At 70.5% G+C, this 19,999-nt stretch carries 23 protein-coding genes and 1 other RNA gene; 5 read left to right on the top strand and 19 right to left on the bottom strand.

The annotated features are described in order from the left end of the window. Nucleotides 1–19: 19 nt before the first annotated feature. The 14 genes from J7656_RS02780 to J7656_RS02720 form a co-directional block, all read right to left on the bottom strand. Nucleotides 20–1,045 carry an AIR synthase family protein gene (locus J7656_RS02780; RefSeq protein ID WP_211554029.1) on the bottom strand — a complete coding sequence of 342 codons (1,026 nt, stop codon included), beginning with the start codon at nt 1,043–1,045 and terminating at the stop codon, nt 20–22. Then, complete coding sequence (locus J7656_RS02775) at nt 1,042–2,286, bottom strand: alanyl-tRNA editing protein (protein WP_211554027.1); 1,245 nt, start codon at nt 2,284–2,286, stop codon at nt 1,042–1,044. Before J7656_RS02775 ends, J7656_RS02780 begins: the two co-directional genes overlap by 4 nt. 421 nt (nt 2,287–2,707) lie before the next feature. Then, the gene (locus tag J7656_RS02770; RefSeq protein WP_004597524.1) at nt 2,708–2,908 is read right to left on the bottom strand and encodes a dodecin; all 201 of its coding nucleotides are present in this window, start codon (nt 2,906–2,908) and stop codon (nt 2,708–2,710) included. 166 nt (nt 2,909–3,074) lie between these two features. After that, entirely contained in the window at nt 3,075–3,509 is a 435-nt protein-coding gene (locus J7656_RS02765; protein WP_017343781.1) for a pyridoxamine 5'-phosphate oxidase family protein, read from the bottom strand. A gap of 136 nt (nt 3,510–3,645) precedes the next feature. Then, a complete protein-coding gene (locus J7656_RS02760; protein ID WP_004597526.1) occupies nt 3,646–3,984 on the bottom strand; it encodes a DUF7116 family protein in 339 nt (112 codons plus the stop codon). 102 nt (nt 3,985–4,086) lie between these two features. Beyond that, complete coding sequence (locus J7656_RS02755) at nt 4,087–4,332, bottom strand: DUF5816 domain-containing protein (protein WP_017343780.1); 246 nt, start codon at nt 4,330–4,332, stop codon at nt 4,087–4,089. 88 nt (nt 4,333–4,420) lie between these two features. Continuing rightward, complete coding sequence (locus tag J7656_RS02750; protein ID WP_017343779.1) at nt 4,421–4,795, bottom strand: HesB/IscA family protein; 375 nt, start codon at nt 4,793–4,795, stop codon at nt 4,421–4,423. 125 nt (nt 4,796–4,920) lie between these two features. Beyond that, the gene (locus J7656_RS02745; protein WP_017343778.1) at nt 4,921–6,099 is read right to left on the bottom strand and encodes a mechanosensitive ion channel family protein; all 1,179 of its coding nucleotides are present in this window, start codon (nt 6,097–6,099) and stop codon (nt 4,921–4,923) included. 84 nt (nt 6,100–6,183) lie between these two features. Continuing rightward, complete coding sequence (gene hisD / locus J7656_RS02740) at nt 6,184–7,461, bottom strand: histidinol dehydrogenase (RefSeq protein WP_211554025.1); 1,278 nt, start codon at nt 7,459–7,461, stop codon at nt 6,184–6,186. Between the two features lie 73 nt (nt 7,462–7,534). Continuing rightward, complete coding sequence (locus J7656_RS02735; RefSeq protein ID WP_211554023.1) at nt 7,535–7,744, bottom strand: hypothetical protein; 210 nt, start codon at nt 7,742–7,744, stop codon at nt 7,535–7,537. Between the two features lie 8 nt (nt 7,745–7,752). Next, nucleotides 7,753–8,718: a phytoene/squalene synthase family protein gene (locus J7656_RS02730; RefSeq protein WP_211554021.1), complete on the bottom strand. Its 966-nt coding sequence runs from the start codon at nt 8,716–8,718 to the stop codon at nt 7,753–7,755. A gap of 160 nt (nt 8,719–8,878) precedes the next feature. After that, nucleotides 8,879–9,010, bottom strand: coding sequence for an HVO_2523 family zinc finger protein (locus J7656_RS15060; protein WP_017343774.1), 132 nt, complete (start codon nt 9,008–9,010; stop codon nt 8,879–8,881). A gap of 126 nt (nt 9,011–9,136) precedes the next feature. Continuing rightward, complete coding sequence (locus J7656_RS02725) at nt 9,137–9,688, bottom strand: preprotein translocase subunit SecD family protein (RefSeq protein WP_017343773.1); 552 nt, start codon at nt 9,686–9,688, stop codon at nt 9,137–9,139. Nucleotides 9,689–9,817: 129 nt separating this feature from the next. After that, a complete protein-coding gene (locus J7656_RS02720; RefSeq protein ID WP_211554019.1) occupies nt 9,818–10,390 on the bottom strand; it encodes a cysteine hydrolase family protein in 573 nt (190 codons plus the stop codon). 158 nt (nt 10,391–10,548) lie between these two features. Between J7656_RS02720 and J7656_RS02715 the strand changes: the two genes are divergently transcribed. Continuing rightward, the gene (locus J7656_RS02715; RefSeq protein WP_211554017.1) at nt 10,549–12,348 is read left to right on the top strand and encodes an Hvo_1808 family surface protein; all 1,800 of its coding nucleotides are present in this window, start codon (nt 10,549–10,551) and stop codon (nt 12,346–12,348) included. Between the two features lie 95 nt (nt 12,349–12,443). Beyond that, nucleotides 12,444–13,604: a nicotinate phosphoribosyltransferase gene (locus J7656_RS02710; RefSeq protein ID WP_211554015.1), complete on the top strand. Its 1,161-nt coding sequence runs from the start codon at nt 12,444–12,446 to the stop codon at nt 13,602–13,604. A 21-nt stretch (nt 13,605–13,625) separates the two neighbouring features. On the opposite strand, the gene J7656_RS02705 is transcribed toward J7656_RS02710, so the two are convergent. Next, on the bottom strand, nt 13,626–14,228 hold the full coding sequence (locus J7656_RS02705) for a TIGR00296 family protein (RefSeq protein ID WP_004597545.1): 603 nt from the start codon (nt 14,226–14,228) through the stop codon (nt 13,626–13,628). A gap of 176 nt (nt 14,229–14,404) precedes the next feature. On the opposite strand from J7656_RS02705, the gene rnpB reads away from it, so the two are divergent. Further along, nucleotides 14,405–14,716, top strand: an RNA gene (gene rnpB, locus J7656_RS02700) — RNase P RNA component. Nucleotides 14,717–15,083: 367 nt separating this feature from the next. Next, nucleotides 15,084–15,407: a hypothetical protein gene (locus J7656_RS14895; protein WP_249191491.1), complete on the top strand. Its 324-nt coding sequence runs from the start codon at nt 15,084–15,086 to the stop codon at nt 15,405–15,407. A gap of 29 nt (nt 15,408–15,436) precedes the next feature. On the opposite strand, the gene htpX is transcribed toward J7656_RS14895, so the two are convergent. Beyond that, on the bottom strand, nt 15,437–16,309 hold the full coding sequence (htpX, locus tag J7656_RS02690) for a zinc metalloprotease HtpX (protein WP_211554014.1): 873 nt from the start codon (nt 16,307–16,309) through the stop codon (nt 15,437–15,439). 140 nt (nt 16,310–16,449) lie between these two features. On the opposite strand from htpX, the gene J7656_RS02685 reads away from it, so the two are divergent. Continuing rightward, nucleotides 16,450–17,388, top strand: coding sequence for an NAD-dependent epimerase/dehydratase family protein (locus tag J7656_RS02685; RefSeq protein WP_211554012.1), 939 nt, complete (start codon nt 16,450–16,452; stop codon nt 17,386–17,388). Nucleotides 17,389–17,440: 52 nt separating this feature from the next. On the opposite strand, the gene J7656_RS02680 is transcribed toward J7656_RS02685, so the two are convergent. The 3 genes from J7656_RS02680 to flaJ all read right to left on the bottom strand — a co-directional run bounded on the left by J7656_RS02680 (nt 17,441) and on the right by flaJ (nt 19,998). Further along, the gene (locus J7656_RS02680; RefSeq protein ID WP_211554010.1) at nt 17,441–17,770 is read right to left on the bottom strand and encodes a hypothetical protein; all 330 of its coding nucleotides are present in this window, start codon (nt 17,768–17,770) and stop codon (nt 17,441–17,443) included. Continuing rightward, on the bottom strand, nt 17,770–18,147 hold the full coding sequence (locus J7656_RS02675) for a MarR family transcriptional regulator (RefSeq protein WP_007345478.1): 378 nt from the start codon (nt 18,145–18,147) through the stop codon (nt 17,770–17,772). Before J7656_RS02675 ends, J7656_RS02680 begins: the two co-directional genes overlap by 1 nt. Nucleotides 18,148–18,261: 114 nt before the next feature. After that, entirely contained in the window at nt 18,262–19,998 is a 1,737-nt protein-coding gene (gene flaJ, locus J7656_RS02670; RefSeq protein ID WP_017343766.1) for an archaellar assembly protein FlaJ, read from the bottom strand. Nucleotide 19,999: the final 1 nt, after the last annotated feature.

The following is a 19,999-nucleotide window of genomic DNA, read 5'->3' as shown; positions in this document are numbered from 1 at the left end:
GATCGGCGGGGGAGGGGAGCTATTCCCGGGCTTCCCAGAGCGGGTACAGCTCGTCCCGCGGCGGCTCCGCGAGCGGCTCCCCGTCGATCCAGACGGCCCCCGGCTCGGCGGCGCCCTCGGCGGCCTCGACGACGCCGTCACCCTCGGCGCCGGTCTCGACGACGCCGATCTCCGCCCCCGCGATCCCGGCCACGTCGAGCGCGTCGAGCGCGTCGTCGACCCGGTCGGGCGGGACGGCCGCCAGCAGCGCGCCGGAGCCGAACGTCGCGAGCGGGTCGACGCCGAGCGCGTCACAGCAGGCCCGCGTCTCGGGACGGACCGGGACCGCGTCGCGCTCAACGGCGAAGGCGGCCCCGCTCGCGGCCGCCATCTCGACGAGCGCGGTCGCGACGCCGCCCTCGGTGGGGTCGTGGAGCGCGGTCGCGGCGTCGCGGACCGCGGCCGCGTCGGGGACGACGCTCACCTCGTCAAGGAACTCGGCGGCCGAATCGAGCGTCGCGGCCGGGACGCCCGCCTCCAGGCACTCCTCGCGGAAGTCGGTCGCGAGGATCGCGGTCGCCTCGATCGCCGCCCCCTTCGTGAGCAGGAGGCGGTCGCCGGGCTCGGCGCCGCCGCTCGACACGAAGCGGTCCGTCGTCCCCATCGCCGTCATCGAGCAGAGCGGGCGGTCGAGCGCGTCGAGCACCTCGGTGTGGCCCCCGACGACTGACACGCCGAGGTCGCGCGCGGTCGCGTCGACCTGGTCGACGACGGTCCGGAGGCGGTCGGGGTCGTCGTCCGGGAGGAACAGGGTGTGCGTGAGCCACCGCGGGTCGGCGCCGCTGGCGGCGACGTCGTTACAGGCGACGTGGACGGCCAAGGTGCCGACCGACTCCGCGGCCAGCGACAGGGGGTCGGCCGCGACGACGAGCGTCTCCCCGGCGCCGGCCAAGTCGATCGCGGCCGCGTCCTCGCCGTACGCCGGCCCCTGCGTCACCGCGTCGTCGGCCGCGCCGGTCGCCGCGAGCGCCGTCGCGAGCGCGTCGGGACCCAGCTTCCCGGTCATCGCTCGCGGAGCCACGCCGCGACGGCCTCGGGGTCTGCGTCGAGGCCGCCGCCCTGCGCGAACGTCGGGCCGCCGCCCCCGCCGCCGCCGAACTCGTCGGTGACCGCGCCGACGACGTCGCCCGCGTCGATTTCGGCTGCGGCTCCGTCACCGTCCGCTGCGTCGCCGACCGCGACCACGACGAACGGTGCGTCGCCGGTTCCGACCGCGGCGAGGGCGTCGAGGTCCTCGTCGCCGCCGACCGCCTCGGTCGCCGGCTCGCGGAGTTCGTTCGGGTCGGCGTCGGCGACGGTCCCGATCGCCCACCGCGCGCCGTCGACCTCGGCGGTCGGGAGATCGCGAAGGCGGGCGGCGAGCAGCTCCTCGCGGGCATCCCGGAGGTCCGCCTCCAGTCGGTCGGCCTCGTCGCGGAGGCGCGCGACCGCGTCCGGGAGGTCGCCGACGCGCGCGTCGAGCGTCGTCGCGGCGTCGAGCGCGGCGGCGTGGACCGCGCCGAGCTCGTCGATGGCCGTCGGGCCGACCGCGAACTCGACGCGGGTGACGCCCTCGCCGGGGTTCGACCGCTCTAAGACCGCGATCGGCCCGATCTCCGCGGTGTTCTCGACGTGCGTCCCCCCGCACGCGGCGACGTCCCACGGATCTTCTCTCTCGCCGACCGTCACGACCCGGACCGCGTCGCCGCCGCTCATCGCGCCCTCCTCGGTCTTCGTGTTGAACGCGATCCCATCGATCTCGCGGGCCTCGTCGGCCGAGTGGGTCGCCCACGAGACGGGCAGCGAGTCCCAGACCGCGCGGTTGGCGAGCCGCTCTAACTCGATCAGGTCGCCGTCGCCCAGCGGCTCGGCGGTCGTCAGGTCGACGCGGACCTTCGTCTCGGAGATGTCGAAGCCGGCGTAGCCGAGGTCGTCGGCGATCCGGCGCGCGGCCCCGTACAGCACGTGCGAGGCGGTGTGCGCCCGGGCGCAGTAGGTACGAAAGGCGTCGTCGATGAGGCCTGTGACCTCGTCGCCGGGCGCGAGATCGATGTCCGCGTCGGGGTCGAGCGCGTGGACGACCTCGCCGTCGCGTTCCACCACGTCGTCGACGAGATGGCCGTCGAGCGTTCCCCTATCGGCCGGTTGACCGCCCGATTCGGGGTAGAAGTACGTCTCGTCGAGGACGACCTCGCTGCCGTCGACGGACTCGACCGTCGCTTCGAACTCCCGGACCGTCGGCTCGGCCGGCGCGCGTGAAGCGGTCATTGCCGGGTCGTGGTAGCGGTTGGATAAATAGGTGACCGCCGCGCGAGCATTTATAAATGAACGGCGGTGGCGCGTGCCTCCGAGCGGCCGCCCTCGGCGGCCGCGAGGAGCACGCGCGAGGGACGCCGCGAGCGACGAGGGCGACCGAAGGGAGCCCCGAGCGAGCGGCGAGGCTGGGGAGGCGTGAGGTGCGGGGCGGTGCCGTGCGGGGCGGGACTCGAAGGGGCAGCCGGGAGGGCGGCGCAGGCGACGCAAGCACCGCAGGAACGAGCGTAGCGAGTGACGAGGAGCACAGCGAGCGTGCGCCGCCCTCCCGGCTGGGGCTTCGGGAGTGTTCGTCGACGATCCGCGAACAGGTCCTTATAAACAGACGCCGGCACGGCTCACGACTACTGATAAAAGATCAAAAACCGCGTCTCGCTCAGCCTTCGAGTTCGAACGCGACCTCGACTTCGGCCTGGTACTCGCGCTCGGCGTCCCCCTGAAGCTCGACCCCGAACTCCTCTACTTCCGCCCAGTAGACGTTCTCGAGGGTGTCTTCTGCGCGGTCGATGGCCTCGTCGGCCGCCGCGTCGAAGCTCTCGTCGCTCGTCCCGATCAGCGTGATTTTCTTGAACACCATGTCACGTGCTGGTAGGACGCACGGGGGGATAAAAATACGCGTCCGCGGAGGGCGCGGGCGGGAGCGGGACCTCGCGGAGCGGGACCTCGCGGAGCGGGATCACTGGGACTGGAGCTCGATCACCCCGAACGCGCCGCACCCCCGGCCCCGTTCCCCGGCCCACGGGCTACCTGTCCACGGTTGTGCGACCGATGACGGTCTCCATGCGCAGCTCGTAGAGGGCGAACGCGACGTCCTCGACCGCTTCGTCAAAGAGGCGGAACGGCTGAAACCACTCGTTGAGCGTCGCCTCGTCGACGCTCCGCTCCCACCGCCGGATCGGTCCGCGAACGTGGACGCTCCACGACTCGTCCGTCGACGCCTCGTAGCACACGAACGTGGCGGTGTCGGTCGTCTCGAGGAACCGCATCTTCTCGCCGTCGCCGTCGTGTTCGCTCACGCGAAGCAGGAGGCGGTCGCCGTCGTAGTGGTAGCTCAGCGGGACGGCGTACGCGTCGTCGCCGTTCGCGAGCCCCAAGACACCGTGTTCGCCGCCCCGGAGGCGGCTATCGACCTCGGATTCGGACATGCCGCTGGTGTAGACGTACTCGACGTGCTCCATGGGGACCGTACGCGGCGGGGCCGCAAATAGACACTCGGGGAGAGAGCCGACCGAGAACGCTACCGGCCGCCGGCCCACCGGTAGTCGAGGCAGGCGCAGGGAACCGCAACCGCGGGGGAAGTGAGGGTGGAGGGGGTCAGGGGCTGCCTGGCGCGCCTTCCATCACCGCGAAGTCCTCGCCGTCGCGGTCGATACCGATGACCGCCCAGTCGTAGGGCGGTTTCGCGTCGACCAGCCGCTCTTGGAGATCGTTCGCGCGGTCGCGCCACGTGACGAAACACCGGAGCCGCGCCGGGTCGCCCCCGTCTGCGAGATACGGGTCGAGCTCGTCGTCGTCCATACACAGCACCGTCACGAACACGCGCCGCCACTTGCGTTCCGCGACGAACTCGCGTCCGTCCTCGGAGACGGTGTATCCCAGTTCGCGGAAGACGTCTCTGGCCTCGGTCGTCGGGGGGATGCTCGCAGTGGCCATCTACCTCGAAGTTCGGCACCATCCGTGATAAACTTTCTCACGATTTCGAGCGCGGAGAATCGCGGCGCCGTCGGGAACCGTCCGGAGCGCAGCGAACGCGGCTCACTCGTGGGCCGCGTCCCACTCGTCCGGCTTCCGGAGGTTGCCGCACTCGGTACACTGGATCCGCCCCATCGTGTCCATCGCGGTGTCAAAGGAGCCGCAGTTGCCGCAGCGGAACCCCCAGCGGGAGTCGCCCGCCTCGTCCTCGAACACGAGGTAGAAGGGCCCGTCCGCGCCGCGCTCGGTGCGCGACCGGTCGGTGTACACCCGCTCGCCGCTCGGCGTCGTCGACGCTTCTAAGCTCATGGCGTCCCGTACCCGCCCGAGCGACTTAAGCGGCGGACTCGCGCGTCGGAGGGAACCGAAGGAAATCCGAGAATCGGACCGCGACCCGCTACGTCCGGAACGACTCGCCGCAGCCGCACTCCGAGACGACGTTCGGGTTCTCGACCTCGAAGCCGGCGGCCTGGAGGCCGTGCTCGTAGTCGAGCGTACTCCCGCCGATGTAGTTCTTGCTCGCGGGGTCGACGAACACCCGGAGCCCGTGATGCTCGACGACGAGGTCGTCGTCCTCCGGTTCGGTGTCGAAACGCATCCCGTACGACAGCCCCGCGCAGCCGCCCTGCTGGACGAACAGCCGTAATCCGGCGATGTCGGTATCGAGCCCCTCGCCGTCGAGGAGCGAGAGCGCCTCCTCCGCGGCGTCCGGAGTCACCTCGATCGCCGGGTCGTTCCCCTCGGTCCCGGTGTCGGCCGGTTCGGTACTCATGCGAACGCGTTCGGCACGGACACTCAAAACCCTGCCGGCGGGCGCGGACCGGTCGGTCGGTCGTCTCGGGCGTCGAGGGTCTCGCGCTCACGGCGTCTCCGCACGCTCACGGCGTCTCCGCACGCTCACGGCGTCTCTGCGCGGGAATCGGGACCCGCCACGTCGGCGTCCGGATCGACGCCGGGCTCCGCGTCGGCCCCCGGATCGTGGGGAGAGTCGGGATCGGGGGCGCGGGGCGCCGGGGAGGGCGCGGCGGCGGTGCCGACGGTCACGTCGCGTTTCGGGTACGGGATCTCGATCCCGGCGTCGCCGAGCGCCACGTACAGCGCGCGGTTGAGCTCGTGTTGCGCGCGGCGGCGCCGGGTCGGACCGTTGACCCAGCAGAGGAGCTCGTACTGGAGCGCGGAGTCGCCGAACGACCGGAAGCGGGCGCGGGGTTTCGGCGAGTCGAGGACCAGCGGCTCCGCGGCCAGGACCTCCATGGCGAGCGCCTCGAAGGCGTCGACGTCGGTGCCGTAGGCGACGCCGATTGGAACCCGGATGCGCCGGCGGCGCTGGGGGGCGGACTCGTTGGTCACCTTCGCGGCGTTGAGCGCCGCGTTCGGCACCGTCACCAGCACCTCGTCGCGGGTGAGGAGCGTCGTCGAGCGCACGCCCACCTTGATCACCGTTCCCGCGGTGCCGTCGTCCAAGACGATGTAGTCGCCGATCTTGTACGTGTCGTCGAAGTACAGCGCGATCCCGCCGAAGAAGTTCGCCACCGTGTCCTTCGCGGCGAAGCCGACCGCGATACCCGCGACCCCCGCCGCGCCGAGCAGCGGCGTGATCTCGATGCCCCACAGCCACAGCAGGGTGCCAGCGCTCCCGACCAGCACCGCGAGCGTCCAGACGTTCGAGAAGACGGGCGCGAAGTCGAACCGGCCGCCCTCCGCGTTGACCGCGGCGACGACCCGGTTCACGACGGCGTTAGCGGCGTACGCCCAGACGAGGACGATCACCGACAGCGACGGCCGCCCGAACGCCGCGTCGAGCAGGCGCGGCTCCACGACGACCGACGCCCGCACCGCGGGGACCTGCGTGAGGACGAACACGCCGGCGAGCCCGGCGGTGACGACGAGCGGCGCTCGCAGCGAGGAGATGACAATGTCGTCGTACCCGGTGTCCGTGTGCGAGACGTAGCGGCGGGCGAACCGGAGGACGACGAACTCCATCCCCACCGCGGCGGCGACCGAGACTGCGAGGACCGCGACCGTCGCCTCGACCGCGGAGAACCCCTCGAACAGCGCCGCGAGCGACGGAATCATGTCACTCGGAACGCGACAGTGCGAGATAACCGTTTCTGCGGCGCCTCCGGTATCGATCGGCGTCGAGACCGGCCGGTCCGGTCGCTACTCGAACCGCTTCCGCACGCTCTCGGCGTGGGCCTCTAACCCCTCCGCCTCGGCGAGCGTCGTGATCGTCTCCGAGAGGTCGTCGAGCGCGTCGCGGTCGAGCCGCTGGACCGTCGACGACCGGAGGAACGTGTCGACGGAGAGCCCGCCGTACCGCTTCGCGCCGCCGTTGGTCGGCAGCACGTGGTTCGTGCCGGCCGCGTAGTCGCCCGCGGCGACCGGCGAGTACGGCCCGAGGAACACCGAGCCGGCGTTGGTGATCCGGTCTAAGAGCGCCTCGTCGTCCTCGGCGACGATCGAGAGGTGCTCGGCCGCGTACTCCTCGGCGAAGAGGACCGCCTCGGGCATCGACCGCGCGTGAAGGACGCCGGAGGCCTCGTTGTCGAGCGCGGCCCGGATCGTCTCCTCGCGCTCGCGCTCGGCCGCCTGCGCGTCGACCGCCTCGGCGACCGCGTCCGCGAGGTCAGCGTCGTCGGTGACGGCGACGACGGAGGCGTTCGGGTCGTGTTCGGCCTGCGCGACGAGGTCGGCCGCGACGAGGTCCGGGTCCGCGGTCCCGTCCGCGAGGACGAGCACCTCGCTCGGGCCGGCGAGGAAGTCGATCTCGACGTCGCCCTGGACGACCGACTTGGCGGCGGTGACCCACTTGTTGCCCGGCCCGACCACCTTCTGGACCCGCGTCACGGTCTCCGTCCCGTACGCGAGCGCGCCGATGGCCTGCGCGCCGCCGACCTGGTACACCGCGTCGGCGCCCGCCTCGTGGATCGCCGCGAGGGTCACGGGGTTGAGCTCCTCGGCCGGGGGCGTCGCGACCGCGACGTGGTCGACGCCGGCGACGACCGCGGGAATGATCCCCATCAGCGCGCTGGAGGGGTACGCCGCCGCGCCGCCGGGCACGTACACCCCCACCCGGTCGATCGGGCGGAAGCGGCGGCCCAGCTCCCGGCCGCCGAAGTCATCGCGCCAGTCGTCGGGGCGCTGTCGCTCGTGGAACTCGCGGACGTTCGCGGCCGCCTCCCGAACCGCGTCGAGGACCGGGTCGTCGGCGTCTGCCAGCTCCTCGTGCGCCCGCGCCGCGTCGTCGGTGATGTCGACGTTGCCGACGGCGACGCCGTCGTACTCCTCGGCGAACTCGCGGACCGCGACGTCGCCCTCCTCGCGGACCCGCTCGACGATCTCCCGCACGTCTTCGCGGACCCCCTCGACCCCGGCGTCGCGCTCGAAGAACGCGCGCCGCTCGGCGGGCGAGAGGTCCGCGACGGTTCGTACGTCCATACGCGCCGTCGGGGACGGCGGGGCAAGGGCGTTCCGACTCGGTCGAACGGCGCGGACGCGACCGCCCGTCGACTCAGGTCAGCCGGCGGATCCCGGTCGCGTCGAGGACGGCGAGGACGACGAGGACGGCCATGAGCGCGGCCGCCGCGAAGAGGACGGGGGACGACACGGCGACGGCGACCTCGTAGGGGGCCACCAGCCGCGTCGTACCGCGGATGAGGAAGGAGACGAACACGAGGCCGAACGCGGCGACGGCGAGCGAGACGAACCGGGAGCGGTCCATGCGGCCGCTCAGTCCGTCTGCGGGACGCCCGCGCCGTGCGGGCCGTGCCCGTGGCGGTCGCGGCGGGGCTCGAAGTCGGTACACATGTCGTAGAACACCGCCTCGGGGTCCTTGTTCCACTGCCACTTCCAGCGCGTGCGGACGAGCAGCGACAGCTTCCGGGTGAGCGACAGCTCGGGGGTGGTCGAGACGGTGTCGTAGCCGCGGTTCCGGATGAGGCGGTGGTGGTCGACGTACAGCACCGCCGAGAGCAGCACCGCGAGCTGGCAGTCCTCGGGGAGGTACTTGATCCCCGCGACGCCCTCCTCGTAGAGCCGCTCGGTGCGGGCCATCTCCTCGCGGATCGCGGCCGCGACGTCCTCGTCGAACTCCAGATCGAGGATCTGCTGCTCGCTCACGCCGTGGCGCCGGAGCGTCTCCAAGGGGAGGTAGATCCGGTCGCGCTCGACGACGTCCTCGCGGACGTCGCGGAGGAAGTTCGTCATCTGGAATGCCTCGCCGAGCTTCGTGGCGTGCGGGAGCGCCTCGGCCTCTTCCTCCGGATCGAGGTCCATGATCGCCGTCATCATCCGCCCGACGGCGGCCGCGGAGCCGTCCATGTACGCCTCGAGGTCCGCGTACGTCTCGTAGCGGTCGGTGTCGATGTCGCTCGCCATCGCGTCCACGAACGAGTGGACGTCCTCGTCGGGGATGTCGTTGCGCTCGACCACCTCGGCGAACGCCTCCAAGACGGGGTCGTCGGTCGGCTCCTCGCCGAGCGCGGCCGCCCGGAGCCGGTCGAGTTCGGCCCGCTGCTCAGCGGGCGTTCCGGTGTCCTCGGCATCGACGACCTCGTCGGCGATACGGAAGAATCCGTACAGCACGTACGTCGGATGGCGGATCCGCTGGGGCAGCAGCCGGGTGGCGACGTGGAACGTCTTCCCGGTGCGGCGCTGGATCCGCTTGCTCCGGGCAACCTGTTTTTGCTCTACCATGCTGACCTCGGAGGGTCGGCGTGGAGGATCACGTACGGGTCGCCCATCATGGAAGAAAAGTCGGCCTCCAAGAACATAACAGTTCGCACGACCCAGTCTGGTTCTCTGTCACCCCTGTTAACTCCGGCGACCAGACGCGGCGCGCGAGGCGACCGGCAGCTCAGTAGAACGTGTCGCTACAGTCGTAGACGACGCCGTGAGCCGGACAGACGTACTTACAGTGCCGGTGGTACATCGGCGTCTCGCAGACCGGACACGGGCGGCCGCCGTCGTTCTCCGGTTCGTCGCTCACGGCGGGGCTATGCGCCCGATAGTCAAAACACTGTCCGACGGGCGAACCACCGCGACACCTGACCAGTCAGTCGTCCGGGGTCGGTCGACCGCGAACCGACTGGCTGTCGGCCGGCTCCGAGTCCGATCAGCTGTCGGCCAGCCGGTCGTAGACGGACCGAGCCACCCGCTCCTCGCCGAACGGGAGCGTCAACACGCCCTCCCAGTCGGACCCGGTGAGCGCGTCGACCGTCTCCCCGTCGAGCTCGACGCGCCGCACCTCGGTCCCGTCGAGCGTCATCGACACCACGAACGCCGCCGGGTCGTCGGTCGCGCCGGCCTCGTCGAGCCGAGTCCGGAACGCCTCGACGCCCGCGTCGGGGAGCACGACCTGAACGAGGTACTCGCCCTCCTCGGCGAAGACGCCCTTGACGCGGTCGAGGTCGCTCGCGTCGAACAGCAGCGCGTCGGTCCCGTCGTCGCCGGTCAGCCGCGCCTCGAACGGCGCGTCCGGGTCGACCGCGGCCGATTCGGGACCGTCGTCGCCTTCCTCCGAGCTCCCGCCGGCCGGGCCCGATCCGCCGCCGAGCCCGCCGACCGCCTCGCCGTCCGTCACCGTCGCCGCGCCCGCGAAACCGACGGCGCCGACCGCGCAGGCCGCGCCGAGGCCGCCGAGCACGCCCCGCCGAGAGATGTCCATACCTCGCGGTTCCGGCGAGCGGTAAAAAGGGTTACACGCCGATTTCCGCGCGCGATAATTACGGAAATCCGGAACGTTCGCCGTCGGTGGGAGTCCGCGACCGTGCGGACGGTGGCGGGTCAACCGCGGCTACGCGAACGCGACCTCGTCGCGCGTCGTCGTCTCGCCGAACAGCCAGTCGGCGTGGTCGACGGCGTACTCGCGGTGCTCCTCGGTGATGTAGCCGAGCGCGTCCTCGACGACGACCGGGCGGTAGTCCCGGAGTCCCGCGCTGCCGGCGGTGTGGAGGACGCAGACGTTCGCGAGCGTCCCGCAGATCAGTAGATCGTCGACCCCGTGCGCGTCGAGGTGCCCCTCCAGGTCGGTCTGATAGAAGGCGTCGTAGGTGTGCTTCTCGACGACGTGGTCGTCGTCGCGCACGTCGAGGTCGGCGACGAGTTCGGCGTCCCACGACCCCTCGACGACGTGTTCGCCCCACCGGTCGAACTCGTCGTAGTAGTGGGTCTCGTCGAACTGCTCGGGCGGGTGGACGTCGCGGGTGTAGACGACGCTCGCGCCGGCCTCGCGGGCGCGGTCGACGAGCGCCGTCACGGGCTCGACCGCCGCCTCGCTCGGCTCGGCGTAGAGGCTCCCGTCCGGGTGACAGAACCCGTTTTGCATGTCGACGACGACCACCGCGGTTGCTGTCGGATCGAACGCCATGCCGAGGCGTTCGGGCGCGCTCCTCAAAAACCGTCGTGCGGGCGCCGGCCGCGCCGAGCGCGTCGTGGGCGCGGCCGGCGACCCGCGCCGAAAAATCCGCCGGCCGCGGCGCCGAAGGAACCGACAAACTACTTACCGGCGCGTCCGATACGATTCGTATGCGACGGGTTCTCACCCCCTCGACCGCGACCGCGGTCGTCGCCGCGGTCGCCCTCCTGTGTGTCGCCTGCACTGCCGGCGTCGCCGCCGCTCCGGACGCCGGCGCAGCGCCCTCCGCCTCCGGCAGCGGGCCGACGGAGCCGGGCGCAACGCTCTCCGCGTCCGCCGACGAGTGCGACACCGGCGACGGCACCGAACTGGTGGGCTGTTGGAACGGGACCCACTACGAGGAGTCGGTGGACTTCGAGGAGACGGACGGACTCAACGAGTCCCAGCTGTCGGCGCTGACGGACCTGACGATGGCGCGCGTCGAACACGTCCGAGAGCGACCGTTCAAGGAAGACGTGCCGGTCGAGACGGTCACCCGGAGCGAGTACGCCAACGACACCGCGAGCGGCAACAGCTCCGAGGCGTTCCGGCGCTGGAACGACGGGGTGTGGGAGGCGCTGTTCGTCGTCGGCGACGACACGAACGCGAACGACGAGATCGACTCGGTGTTCGGCGGCGCGGTCTCCGGCTTCTACTCGCCCTCGCAGGACCGGATCGTCATCGTCGTCCCCGACGGCGAGTCCCCCGACATCGACCCCTCCACGCTCGCACACGAGCTGCTCCACGCGATGCAAGACCAGTACCACGACCTCACCGACCCGCGCTACGTCGGCGCGACGCAGGACGGCGACCTCGCGGTCGACGGGATCATCGAGGGGGAGGCGGTCCACGTCGAGGAGCGGTACGCCGCCCGCTGTGCCGACAACTGGACCTGCGCCGAGGCGCCCGAGAGCGACGGGGGCGGCGGCGGCGCCGACTTCAACTTCGGCATCCTCCAGACCGTCCTCCAGCCGTACGGAGACGGCGCGCTGTACGTCCGCGAGCTCCGCGACGAGGGCGGGTGGGCGGCGGTCAACGCGACGATGAACGACCCGCCGGAGTCGACGGCGGAGGTCATCCACCGGAACCCGGACTACGAGGAGGGCAACGTCACGTTCGAAGACACCGCGACCGACGGGTGGGAAACGTACCCGGATCAGGGGGTCGAGGGCGCGGAGACCGCTGGCGAGGCGTCGATGTTCGTGATGTTCTGGTATCAGAGCTTAGAGTACGATCACGCCGTGTTAGAGCCCGACGCGACCGTCCGGCAGAACGTCCAGATCCACCTCGACGCCGAGGCCGAGCTCGAAACGCGGCAGGTCTACAACTACGCGCACCCCGTGACGGCCGGCTGGGCCGGCGACGAGCTGTACCCCTACCAGAACGGCGACCGCGACGGCTACGTCTGGGCGACCGAGTGGCAGACCGAGGACGACGCCGCGGCGTTCCGCGACGCCTACGTGCGGATGCTGACCGCGCACGGCGACGGCGAGTACGCCGACGGCACCGTCTACGAGATCGGTTCGGAGAGCGACTTCCCCGGCGCGTACGGCGTCGAGCGCGACGGGACGAGCGTGACGGTAACGCACGCGCCCTCGCCGGAGGGCGTCCTCGAACTCCGCCCGGACGCCGACCTCGCGCTCCCGGACGCCGGCGGGAGCGACGGCGCGAACGGCGACGGCACGGACGACGGAAACACCACGGACGGGAGCGACGGTACGGACGGGAGCGGAAGCGACGGCACGGACGGCGACGGCGGGAGCGGAAGCGACGGCACGGACGGCGACGGCGGGAGCGGAAGCGACGGCACGGACGGCGACGGCGAGAACGGAGGCGGTGACACCGGCGATAGCACGCCCGGATTCGGCGTCGCGACGGCGCTCGTCGCGCTCGCCGCGGCGCTCGGGCTGTTCGCGCGACGGTCGACGTAGCGCGGCGCTCGCTCGGCCGGGAGTCCCGGACGCTCGCTCCCCGCGCCCCGCCGCGACACGGGTGGCTTTTCGTCCCCGCGGCCGAACCGACGGGCATGAGCGAGTTCGACATCGTCGACGCGGCCGCGGTCCGGGAGGGGCGCGCGACCGACGCGTACTTCGAGCGGACCGAGGCGGCGCTGGAGGCGGCCGGGCGGAACCCCCGCGTGGTCGCCGAGGTGACCGCGGACCAGTTCCCGGACGGGGAGTTCGAGCTGTTCGCCGGGCTCGGGAACGCCGTCGAGCTGCTGGCCGGCCGCGACGTCGACGTCGATGCGATCCCGGAGGGGCGCCTGTTCGACGGCGGCCCGGTGATGCGGATCGAGGGGCCGTACCTGGAGTTCGCGCGGCTGGAGACGTCGCTGCTCGGGTTCCTCTCGCACGCCTCCGGCATGGCGACGGGGGCGCTCGACTGCCGGACTGCCGCGCCCGACTCGCAGATCCTCTCGTTCGGGGCGCGCCACGTCCACCCCGCGATGACCGCGGCGGTCGAGCGGTCGGCGCTGGTGGGCGGGTTCGACGGCTTCTCGCACGTCGCGGCCGGCGAGCTGATCGGCCGGGAGGCGTCCGGGACGATGCCGCACGCGCTCGCCATCTGCTTCGGGCGCGGCGAACAGGAGGCCGCGTGGCGCGCCTACGACGAGGGCGTCCCCGAGGACGCACCGCGGATCGCGCTGTGTGACACCTACTCCGACGAGGTCGACGAGGCCCTCCGCGCGGTCGAGACGCTCGGCGACGACCTCGACGGCGTCCGCCTCGACACGACCGGCTCCCGGCGCGGCGACTTTCGGCACATCATCCGCGAGGTCGGGTTGGAACTCGACGTGCGCGGCCACGAGGACGTCGACGTGTACGTCTCCGGCGGACTGGGGCCTGCGGACCTCCGCGACCTGCGCGACGTCGTCGACGGGTTCGGCGTCGGCGGGTACGTCTCGAACGCGGACCCGGTCGACTTCGCGCTCGACCTCGTCGCCGTCGACGGCGAGCCGGCGGCCAAGCGGGGGAAGCTCTCGGGCGCGAAGGACGTCTACCGCACCGCCGACGGCGCACACGCGGTCGGGCTCGCGGAGCGCTCGGGGCCCGAGGGCGCGGAGTCGCTCATGGAACCCGTGATCCGCGACGGCGAGGTGGTCGCCGAGGACGCCTTCGACCTGTCGGCGGCGACGGAGCGGGCGCTCGCGGACGCGGCGGCGGTCGGGTACGGGAACGACGGCTGAAAAGGAAAACGGGGCGGCTGGCTACAGCTCTTCGACTGCGCCGCCGTCGGCGCGCTCTCGGAACACCTGGCCCTCGATGAGCGTCACCATCGTGTCCTCCTCCTGCCACGCGGTCGGCGAGAGCTTCGCCTTGCGGCAGGTGCGCGAGAGGAACTCCGCGGCCGACCAGCCGTTCTCGACGGGGACCGTCGGGTAGAGCCAGCCGTGGGCGTTGCCGCTGTCGACGGCGACGCCGTGGGTGCCGACCTCGAGGTCCTCGGCGGGGTCGTTCGTGAGGACGGTGTTGGAGACGACGAACACGGAGACGGTGATGTTGTCCAGTTCCTTCGGCTCGACCTCGGAGCCGCAGGAGTCGCCCGAGGCCGCCTTGATGGCGGCCTCGACGATCGCGTGGCCGAGCTGATCTGAGGTGTCCCAGGCGCCGGCGCAGCCGCGGAGACGGCCGCGGCCCCTGGTGGACTCCAATCGAACGAACGCCCCGGTGCGGGCGTAGAACGCCTCTCGCATGCTGCCGGGCTGTTCGCGTTGCCCGTGTCGAACGAACGACTCGACCGCCTCCCGCGCGAGTTCGACCGCTCGTGCACCGTCGTCGTACGACAGCTGAACGGTCTGAGCCTCGGACATGAGAGTCCATTACAGTCCTGACGACTTGAACGCTTCCCTTACACGCCGCGCTCGCGGCGTCTCGCCCGAAAGCCGTCGCTACCCGGCCCGAAGACCCGCTCGACGACCCGCCGAACCCCGCCCAAAGACGCGGCCGACCGAACCGCTTATTCGCCGGCGGGCGAAAGGACGGACCGGACAGAGGGAGCCCGACTCCCGTGCCCTTGGCATGAGGAAAGTCCCCCACCGGCCGGACGGGCGACCGGGCACACGCCCGGAGTCGGAGACGGCTGGCTCTGGAACAGCAACGACACCCCCCGCCTCGACCGATGAGTCGAGCGAACCGACCCGCAAGGGGAGGGAGTTAACCCGACGAGGGCCGACGGGCGGGAACGGATGGAACGGCGAATCCTCGCCGGTGCAAGTCCGCGCCACAAGGTAGTCCGGCCACGGCGCGGACGCTCAGCCGAATGTCGGGACGAACCGAAGGGGGCTTACTCCCCTCAGTCCGCTCAGACCGACCAGCGGCGCGGCTGTCCCGAAGTTGCTTATAAATAAACGGCGGTGGCGCGTGCCTGCGAGCGGCCGCCGAAGGCGGTCGCGAGCCAGCACGCGCGAGGGAGTCAGTCGCCGGAGCGAAGCGACGGCGACTGACGAGGCTGGGGAGGCGTGAGGTGCTGTGCGGAGCGGTGCGGGGCGGGACTCGAAGGGGCAGCCGGGAGGGCGGCGCAGGCGACGCAAGCACCGCAACGAGTGAGCGGAGCGAACGAGTGAGGAGCGCAGCGAGCGTGCGCCGCCCTCCCGGCTGGGGCTTCGGCGGTGTTCGTCACCGACCTGCCCGCAACGATTTATAAACGAGCGACTGTGGCTTCGGCGGTGTTCGTCACCGACCTGCCCGCAACGATTTATAAACGAGCGACTGTGGCTTCGGCGGTGTTCGTCACCGACCTGCCCGCAACGATTTATAAACGAGCGACTGTGGCTTCGGCGGTGTTCGTCACCGACCTGCCCGCAACGATTTATAAACGAGCGACTGTGGCTTCGGCGGTGTTCGTCACCGACCTGCCCGCAACGATTTATAAACGAGCGACTGTGGCTTCGGCGGTGTTCGTCACCGACCTGCCCGCAACGATTTATAAACGAGCGGCTGGGACTTCGGCGATATTCGTCGCCAAACTGCGCTCAACGACTTATAAATAACCAATCGAAAATTCCGATTCAGATCCGTCTCAAGCCGTCTCCATCTCCTTTTCCAACTCACGGAGCTTCTCGATGCGGTTCTCCGTCGAGGGGTGCGTCGAGGCGATCTTGCCGACGAAGCCGGCCTTGATCGGGATGATGAAGAACGCGTTCATCTCCGCCTCCTCGCGGAGGTCCTCTTTGGGCACCTTGTCCATCCGGCCGTCAATCGTCATCAGCGCCGAGGCGAGCGCGCCGGGCTGTCCGGTGATGAGCGCCGCGCCGCGGTCGGCGGAGTACTCGCGGTAGCGCGAGAGCGCGCGGATGAGCAGGAACGAGATCACCCACACCACGATCGACACGAGGATCGCCACGATGACGGGCGCGCCCTGCCGGTTGTCGCCGCTGAACAGCCACCCCCACCGGACGATGAAGAAGGCGATAGTGGAGAGGAACGACGCGATGGTCATCACCATCACGTCGCGGTTCTTGACGTGGGCGAGCTCGTGGGCGAGCACGCCGTCGAGCTCGTCCTCGTCGAGCGCCTGGAGCAGCCCGGTGGTCACCGCGACGGTGGCGTTCTTCTTGTTCCGGCCGGTCGCGAACGCGTTCGGCACCTGCGTGTCCGCGACCGCGACCGTCGGCTTCGGGAGGTCGGCCTGCTGGCTCAGCCGCTCGATCCGGCGGTGGAGGTCCGGGTACTCGTCGGCGCTCACTTCCCGGGCGCCCATGCTCCGCAGCGCCAGCTTGTCGCTGAAGAAGTACTGCGCGAGCGAGAACGCGCCGAACATCGCGAGCGTGAAGATGATCCCGACGTTGAACACCTCGATCAGGACACCGATGAACACGACGTAGAGGGCGAAGAGGAGGAACATCGTGAACCCCATCCGTCCACGGAGTCCCCAGTCTGTCTTCCAGTCCATACCCGGAAGTTACCGCTCGGCGCGTTAAAGGTTGCCGGAGCGGGAGGCCGTGGTCGCCGATCGACGCCCGTATCGACGAGCGGCGACCGCGGCGAACCGACGAACAACGCCCTTTTTCGGGCGCTCCCCGAGGGACGGACATGGAGACAGTCCTCGTCACGGGCGGCCGCGGCGCCTCCGGGCGCTGGGTCGTCGACCGGCTCGCCGGCGACTACGAGGTCGTCGTCGTCGACTACGACCACCCCGGACTCGGCGTCGACCCGGCCCCGAACGTCTCGTTCCGCGCGGCCGACCTGGCCGAGCGCGACCAGGCGCTCGACGTCGTCGCCGCCGTCGACCCCGACGCGGTCGTCCACTGGGCCGCGATCCCCGTCGCCGGCACGCACCCCGAGGGGCGGGTGTTCGAGACGAACGCGCTCGCCGCGAAACACGTCCTCGACGCGGCCGGCCGGGCGGACGCCCCGGTCGTTCAGGCCTCCAGCGACGGCGCCTACGGCTTCTTCTTCGCCGATCCCACTCCCTTCCCGGACGAGCTTCCGGTCACCGAGGCCCACCCGCTCCGCCCCGAGGACCCGTACGGGCTCTCGAAGGTGACCGCGGAGGCGGCCGCGGGCGCGGTCGCGCGGCGCCACGACGTGCCCGCGGTCTCGCTCCGCCCGTCGTGGATCCAGTACCCCGGCGACTACGCCTGTCGCGCGGAGGAGTACGTGACCGACCTCGACGCGGGCGCCGGTAACTTCTGGTCGTACGTCGACGCCCGCGACGTCGCCGACCTCGTCGCGGCCGCGCTCGCGGACCTCCTCGGCGACGACCCCGCCGTCGCCCCCGGCACCCACGAGGCGGTCAACTGCGTCGCGGCCGACAACGCGCTCGGCCGACCCCTACTCGACCTCCTGCGTGAGTCGTATGGCGAGATTCCCGACGACTGCGCGGTCGACGAGCGCGAACTCGCCGAGGGCGACGACCGCGGCGCCTACGCGATCGAGAAGGCGGCGCAGCTGTTCGGGTGGGCGCCGTCGCGCTCGTGGCGCGACGCGGCCGACGAGGCGGTCGAGGAGCCGACGCTGTTCGAGGAGTAGACCCGAGGAATCCCCTTCGCGGTACCAAACCGAAATTCGACCGAACGGCCCCTTACTCACCGGAATAGCCGACGAACTGAACCATCCGACGAACTGCCGTCTCGGTGACGTCGTCTTCGACCCGGGCGACCGCGCGGTCGACGGTCGCCTCGCGCAGCGACACGACCGCCCACGGAGCGACGAACGACTCTCGGTCGAGCCCTCCTTCGATGAACGCGCCGGCGAGCGGGACCGACGCGTCGTACTCTTTCGTCGAGATACCGGCGCCGATATACTGCTCACCCGCGAACGGGTGGGAGCCGTCGCTGACGATCAGGTAGGGCCGTCGCGGCGCGTCGCCGAACGGGTCCGACGCGACGACGACGGTTCCGCGTCGATACATCAGCCGTCGGTCGATTCGTCTCCCGACTCGTCCGCGTCGAGATCCGGAAGGTCGGCGTCCCAGTCGTCGGTCCGGTCGTAGCCGTCGCCCGCGAACGCGTCCGCGACCGCGCGGAGACCGATCTGGGCTGCGGTGTGGGCGTCGTACGCCTCGGCGTTGATGGCCCAGTACTCGCCTTTGTGCCGCACGAGCCCCCGCTGTTCGAGTCGCCTGAGGGTCGTGCCGACGCTCCCGCGGGGGATGTCGAGCTCCTCCGCGAGCTCGCTCGGCCGGAATCCCAGCTCCGGGTTCCGAGCGAGGAACTCGAGGATCCGACGCCCGTTGGTGTCTTCGTCCGGAAGGTCGCTCGGACGGTAGCTCTCGAAGTCGACCGGCATTGTAAACGTGCGTAACTGTACGACAGTACATGTAATAATACTGTGGACGGTCGTGGCTACCGCGTTCGCCGCGCATCATGAAACCGACGGCGGCGTCGGCGCCGACTTCACGCTTCAGATCGACAGGATCGCGTTGACGAGCGTCCGCGTCGCGATGGCGGTGCCCGCGCCGAGCCACGTCAGGAGGACGAAGTGGATGTAGCCGTTCGCGGGGTTGCCGCCGTCGATCCGGCGGATCATCTGCGAGGAGAGCGCCGCGTTGAACAGCACGACCGTCAGGAGGAGGTACTCGATGAGCGGAATGTCGTAGGCGCCGGGGTAGACGATCTGGCCGATATCCATCTGGTCGAGCCCGAAGTCGGAGGTCAGGTCGGCCAAGATCGCGACGATCTCCAGCCCGATGAAGAAGGCGAACGTCGCGGCCGCGGTGATCCCGTACAGCAGCCCGATGAACGTCATCGCCGCCTGGCGGCGCTGCTCGCGCAGCTGGTTGACGGCGTTCATGTTCTTCGAGATCAGCTCGCCGAGCATCTTCGGGTCCCCGCCCATCCGCCGGCCGACGAGGTACATCTCGGAGAACTTCTGGATGAGGTACGAGCGCGTGTCACGCGTGAACGCCCGCCACGCACCCTCGGTGCTGATCCGCATGTTGAGACGGCGGTAGAGCCGCTCGATCGCCTCGGAGAGCTCGCCGAAGTTCTTGTCGCGCAGCGTCGTCAGCACGTCCGTGGTCGTCGACTGCTTCGCGCTCTCGGTCGCGCCCAGCGCGCGCACGAACGACGGGAACTCGCCGTCGCGGGCGGTGATCGCCTGCTCCTCCTGCCGGAGGACTACCCCGGTGATGATGAGCGGCGAGATGGGGACCGCGAGGTACAGCGGGAGCCGGACGTCGTCGAGGAAGAAGAGGAGGCCGGGGAGCCCGGGACCGTAGCCGAACATCCCGGCGGCCGTGATCCCGATGAGGACGAAGGTGAGCCCGCCGCCGCCGATCAGCGACCCCCACAGCTTCACGTCGCCGGGCGCGCGCTCGTCCGGGTGGTACCAGATCGGGTCGTACGGCGACGTCGCGCGGATCATCGCGTAGAAGCCGAGCTGGACGAACACGAAGAGGACGATGACGGCCGCCACCGTCGCAGTCGGGTCGTTGCCGGTGAGGATCGGGAGGACGACGGCGAACACGAGGGCGAACGTCATCGAGAGGATCATCGACATGTACAGGTCCTTCATCACCTCCAAGTTCGAGAGCGCGGACTCGTAGCGCGTCTCGTACTGCGCGAGCATGACGTCCTGCTCGGAGACGAGGAACTCCTCGAGCGACTGGCCCGCGCCCATCGTGTAGCCGAGGCGGTCGAAGAAGTCGGCCATCGCGTCGGAGGGAACCTCCTGCGCGCGGCGGCGACACGCGTCGTCGAGGCTCTGGTTCCACGTGTCGACGAGGTGGACGACGCGGCCGATCTCCTCGGCGGCGACGCCGTACTCCTCCTCTTGGGCCAGCGTCCGGAACACCTCCATCCGGTCGATGTTCGTCGTCGACAGCACCGTCATGTGGGTCATCACGAGGTGCAGCTGGTTGTCGATCTTCGTCTCAAGGCTTGAGAGGTAGATCTTCGGGTAGATGACGGCCGCGAACAGGACGAGCCCGCCGAACATCGGGATCGGGACCCGGGCGGCGAAGGGGAGCGGGAGCGCGACCAGCCCGACGACGCTGCCGAGGAACACGAACACGGCCGGCAGCAGCACGAGGCCGACGTACTTCCCCTTGGAGATGTCGAGCTGCTCGTACGACTCCATCACCTCGGAGGTGAGCTGCGCGGCCGTCGCGAGCCCGTCGCCGAACTGTTTCACCGCCATC

Origin of the sequence: Halorubrum ruber (genome assembly GCF_018228765.1) — an archaeon.
Classification (GTDB): Archaea; Halobacteriota; Halobacteria; order Halobacteriales; family Haloferacaceae; genus Halorubrum; species Halorubrum ruber.
This window is presented reverse-complemented; position numbering and strand designations above follow the sequence as displayed.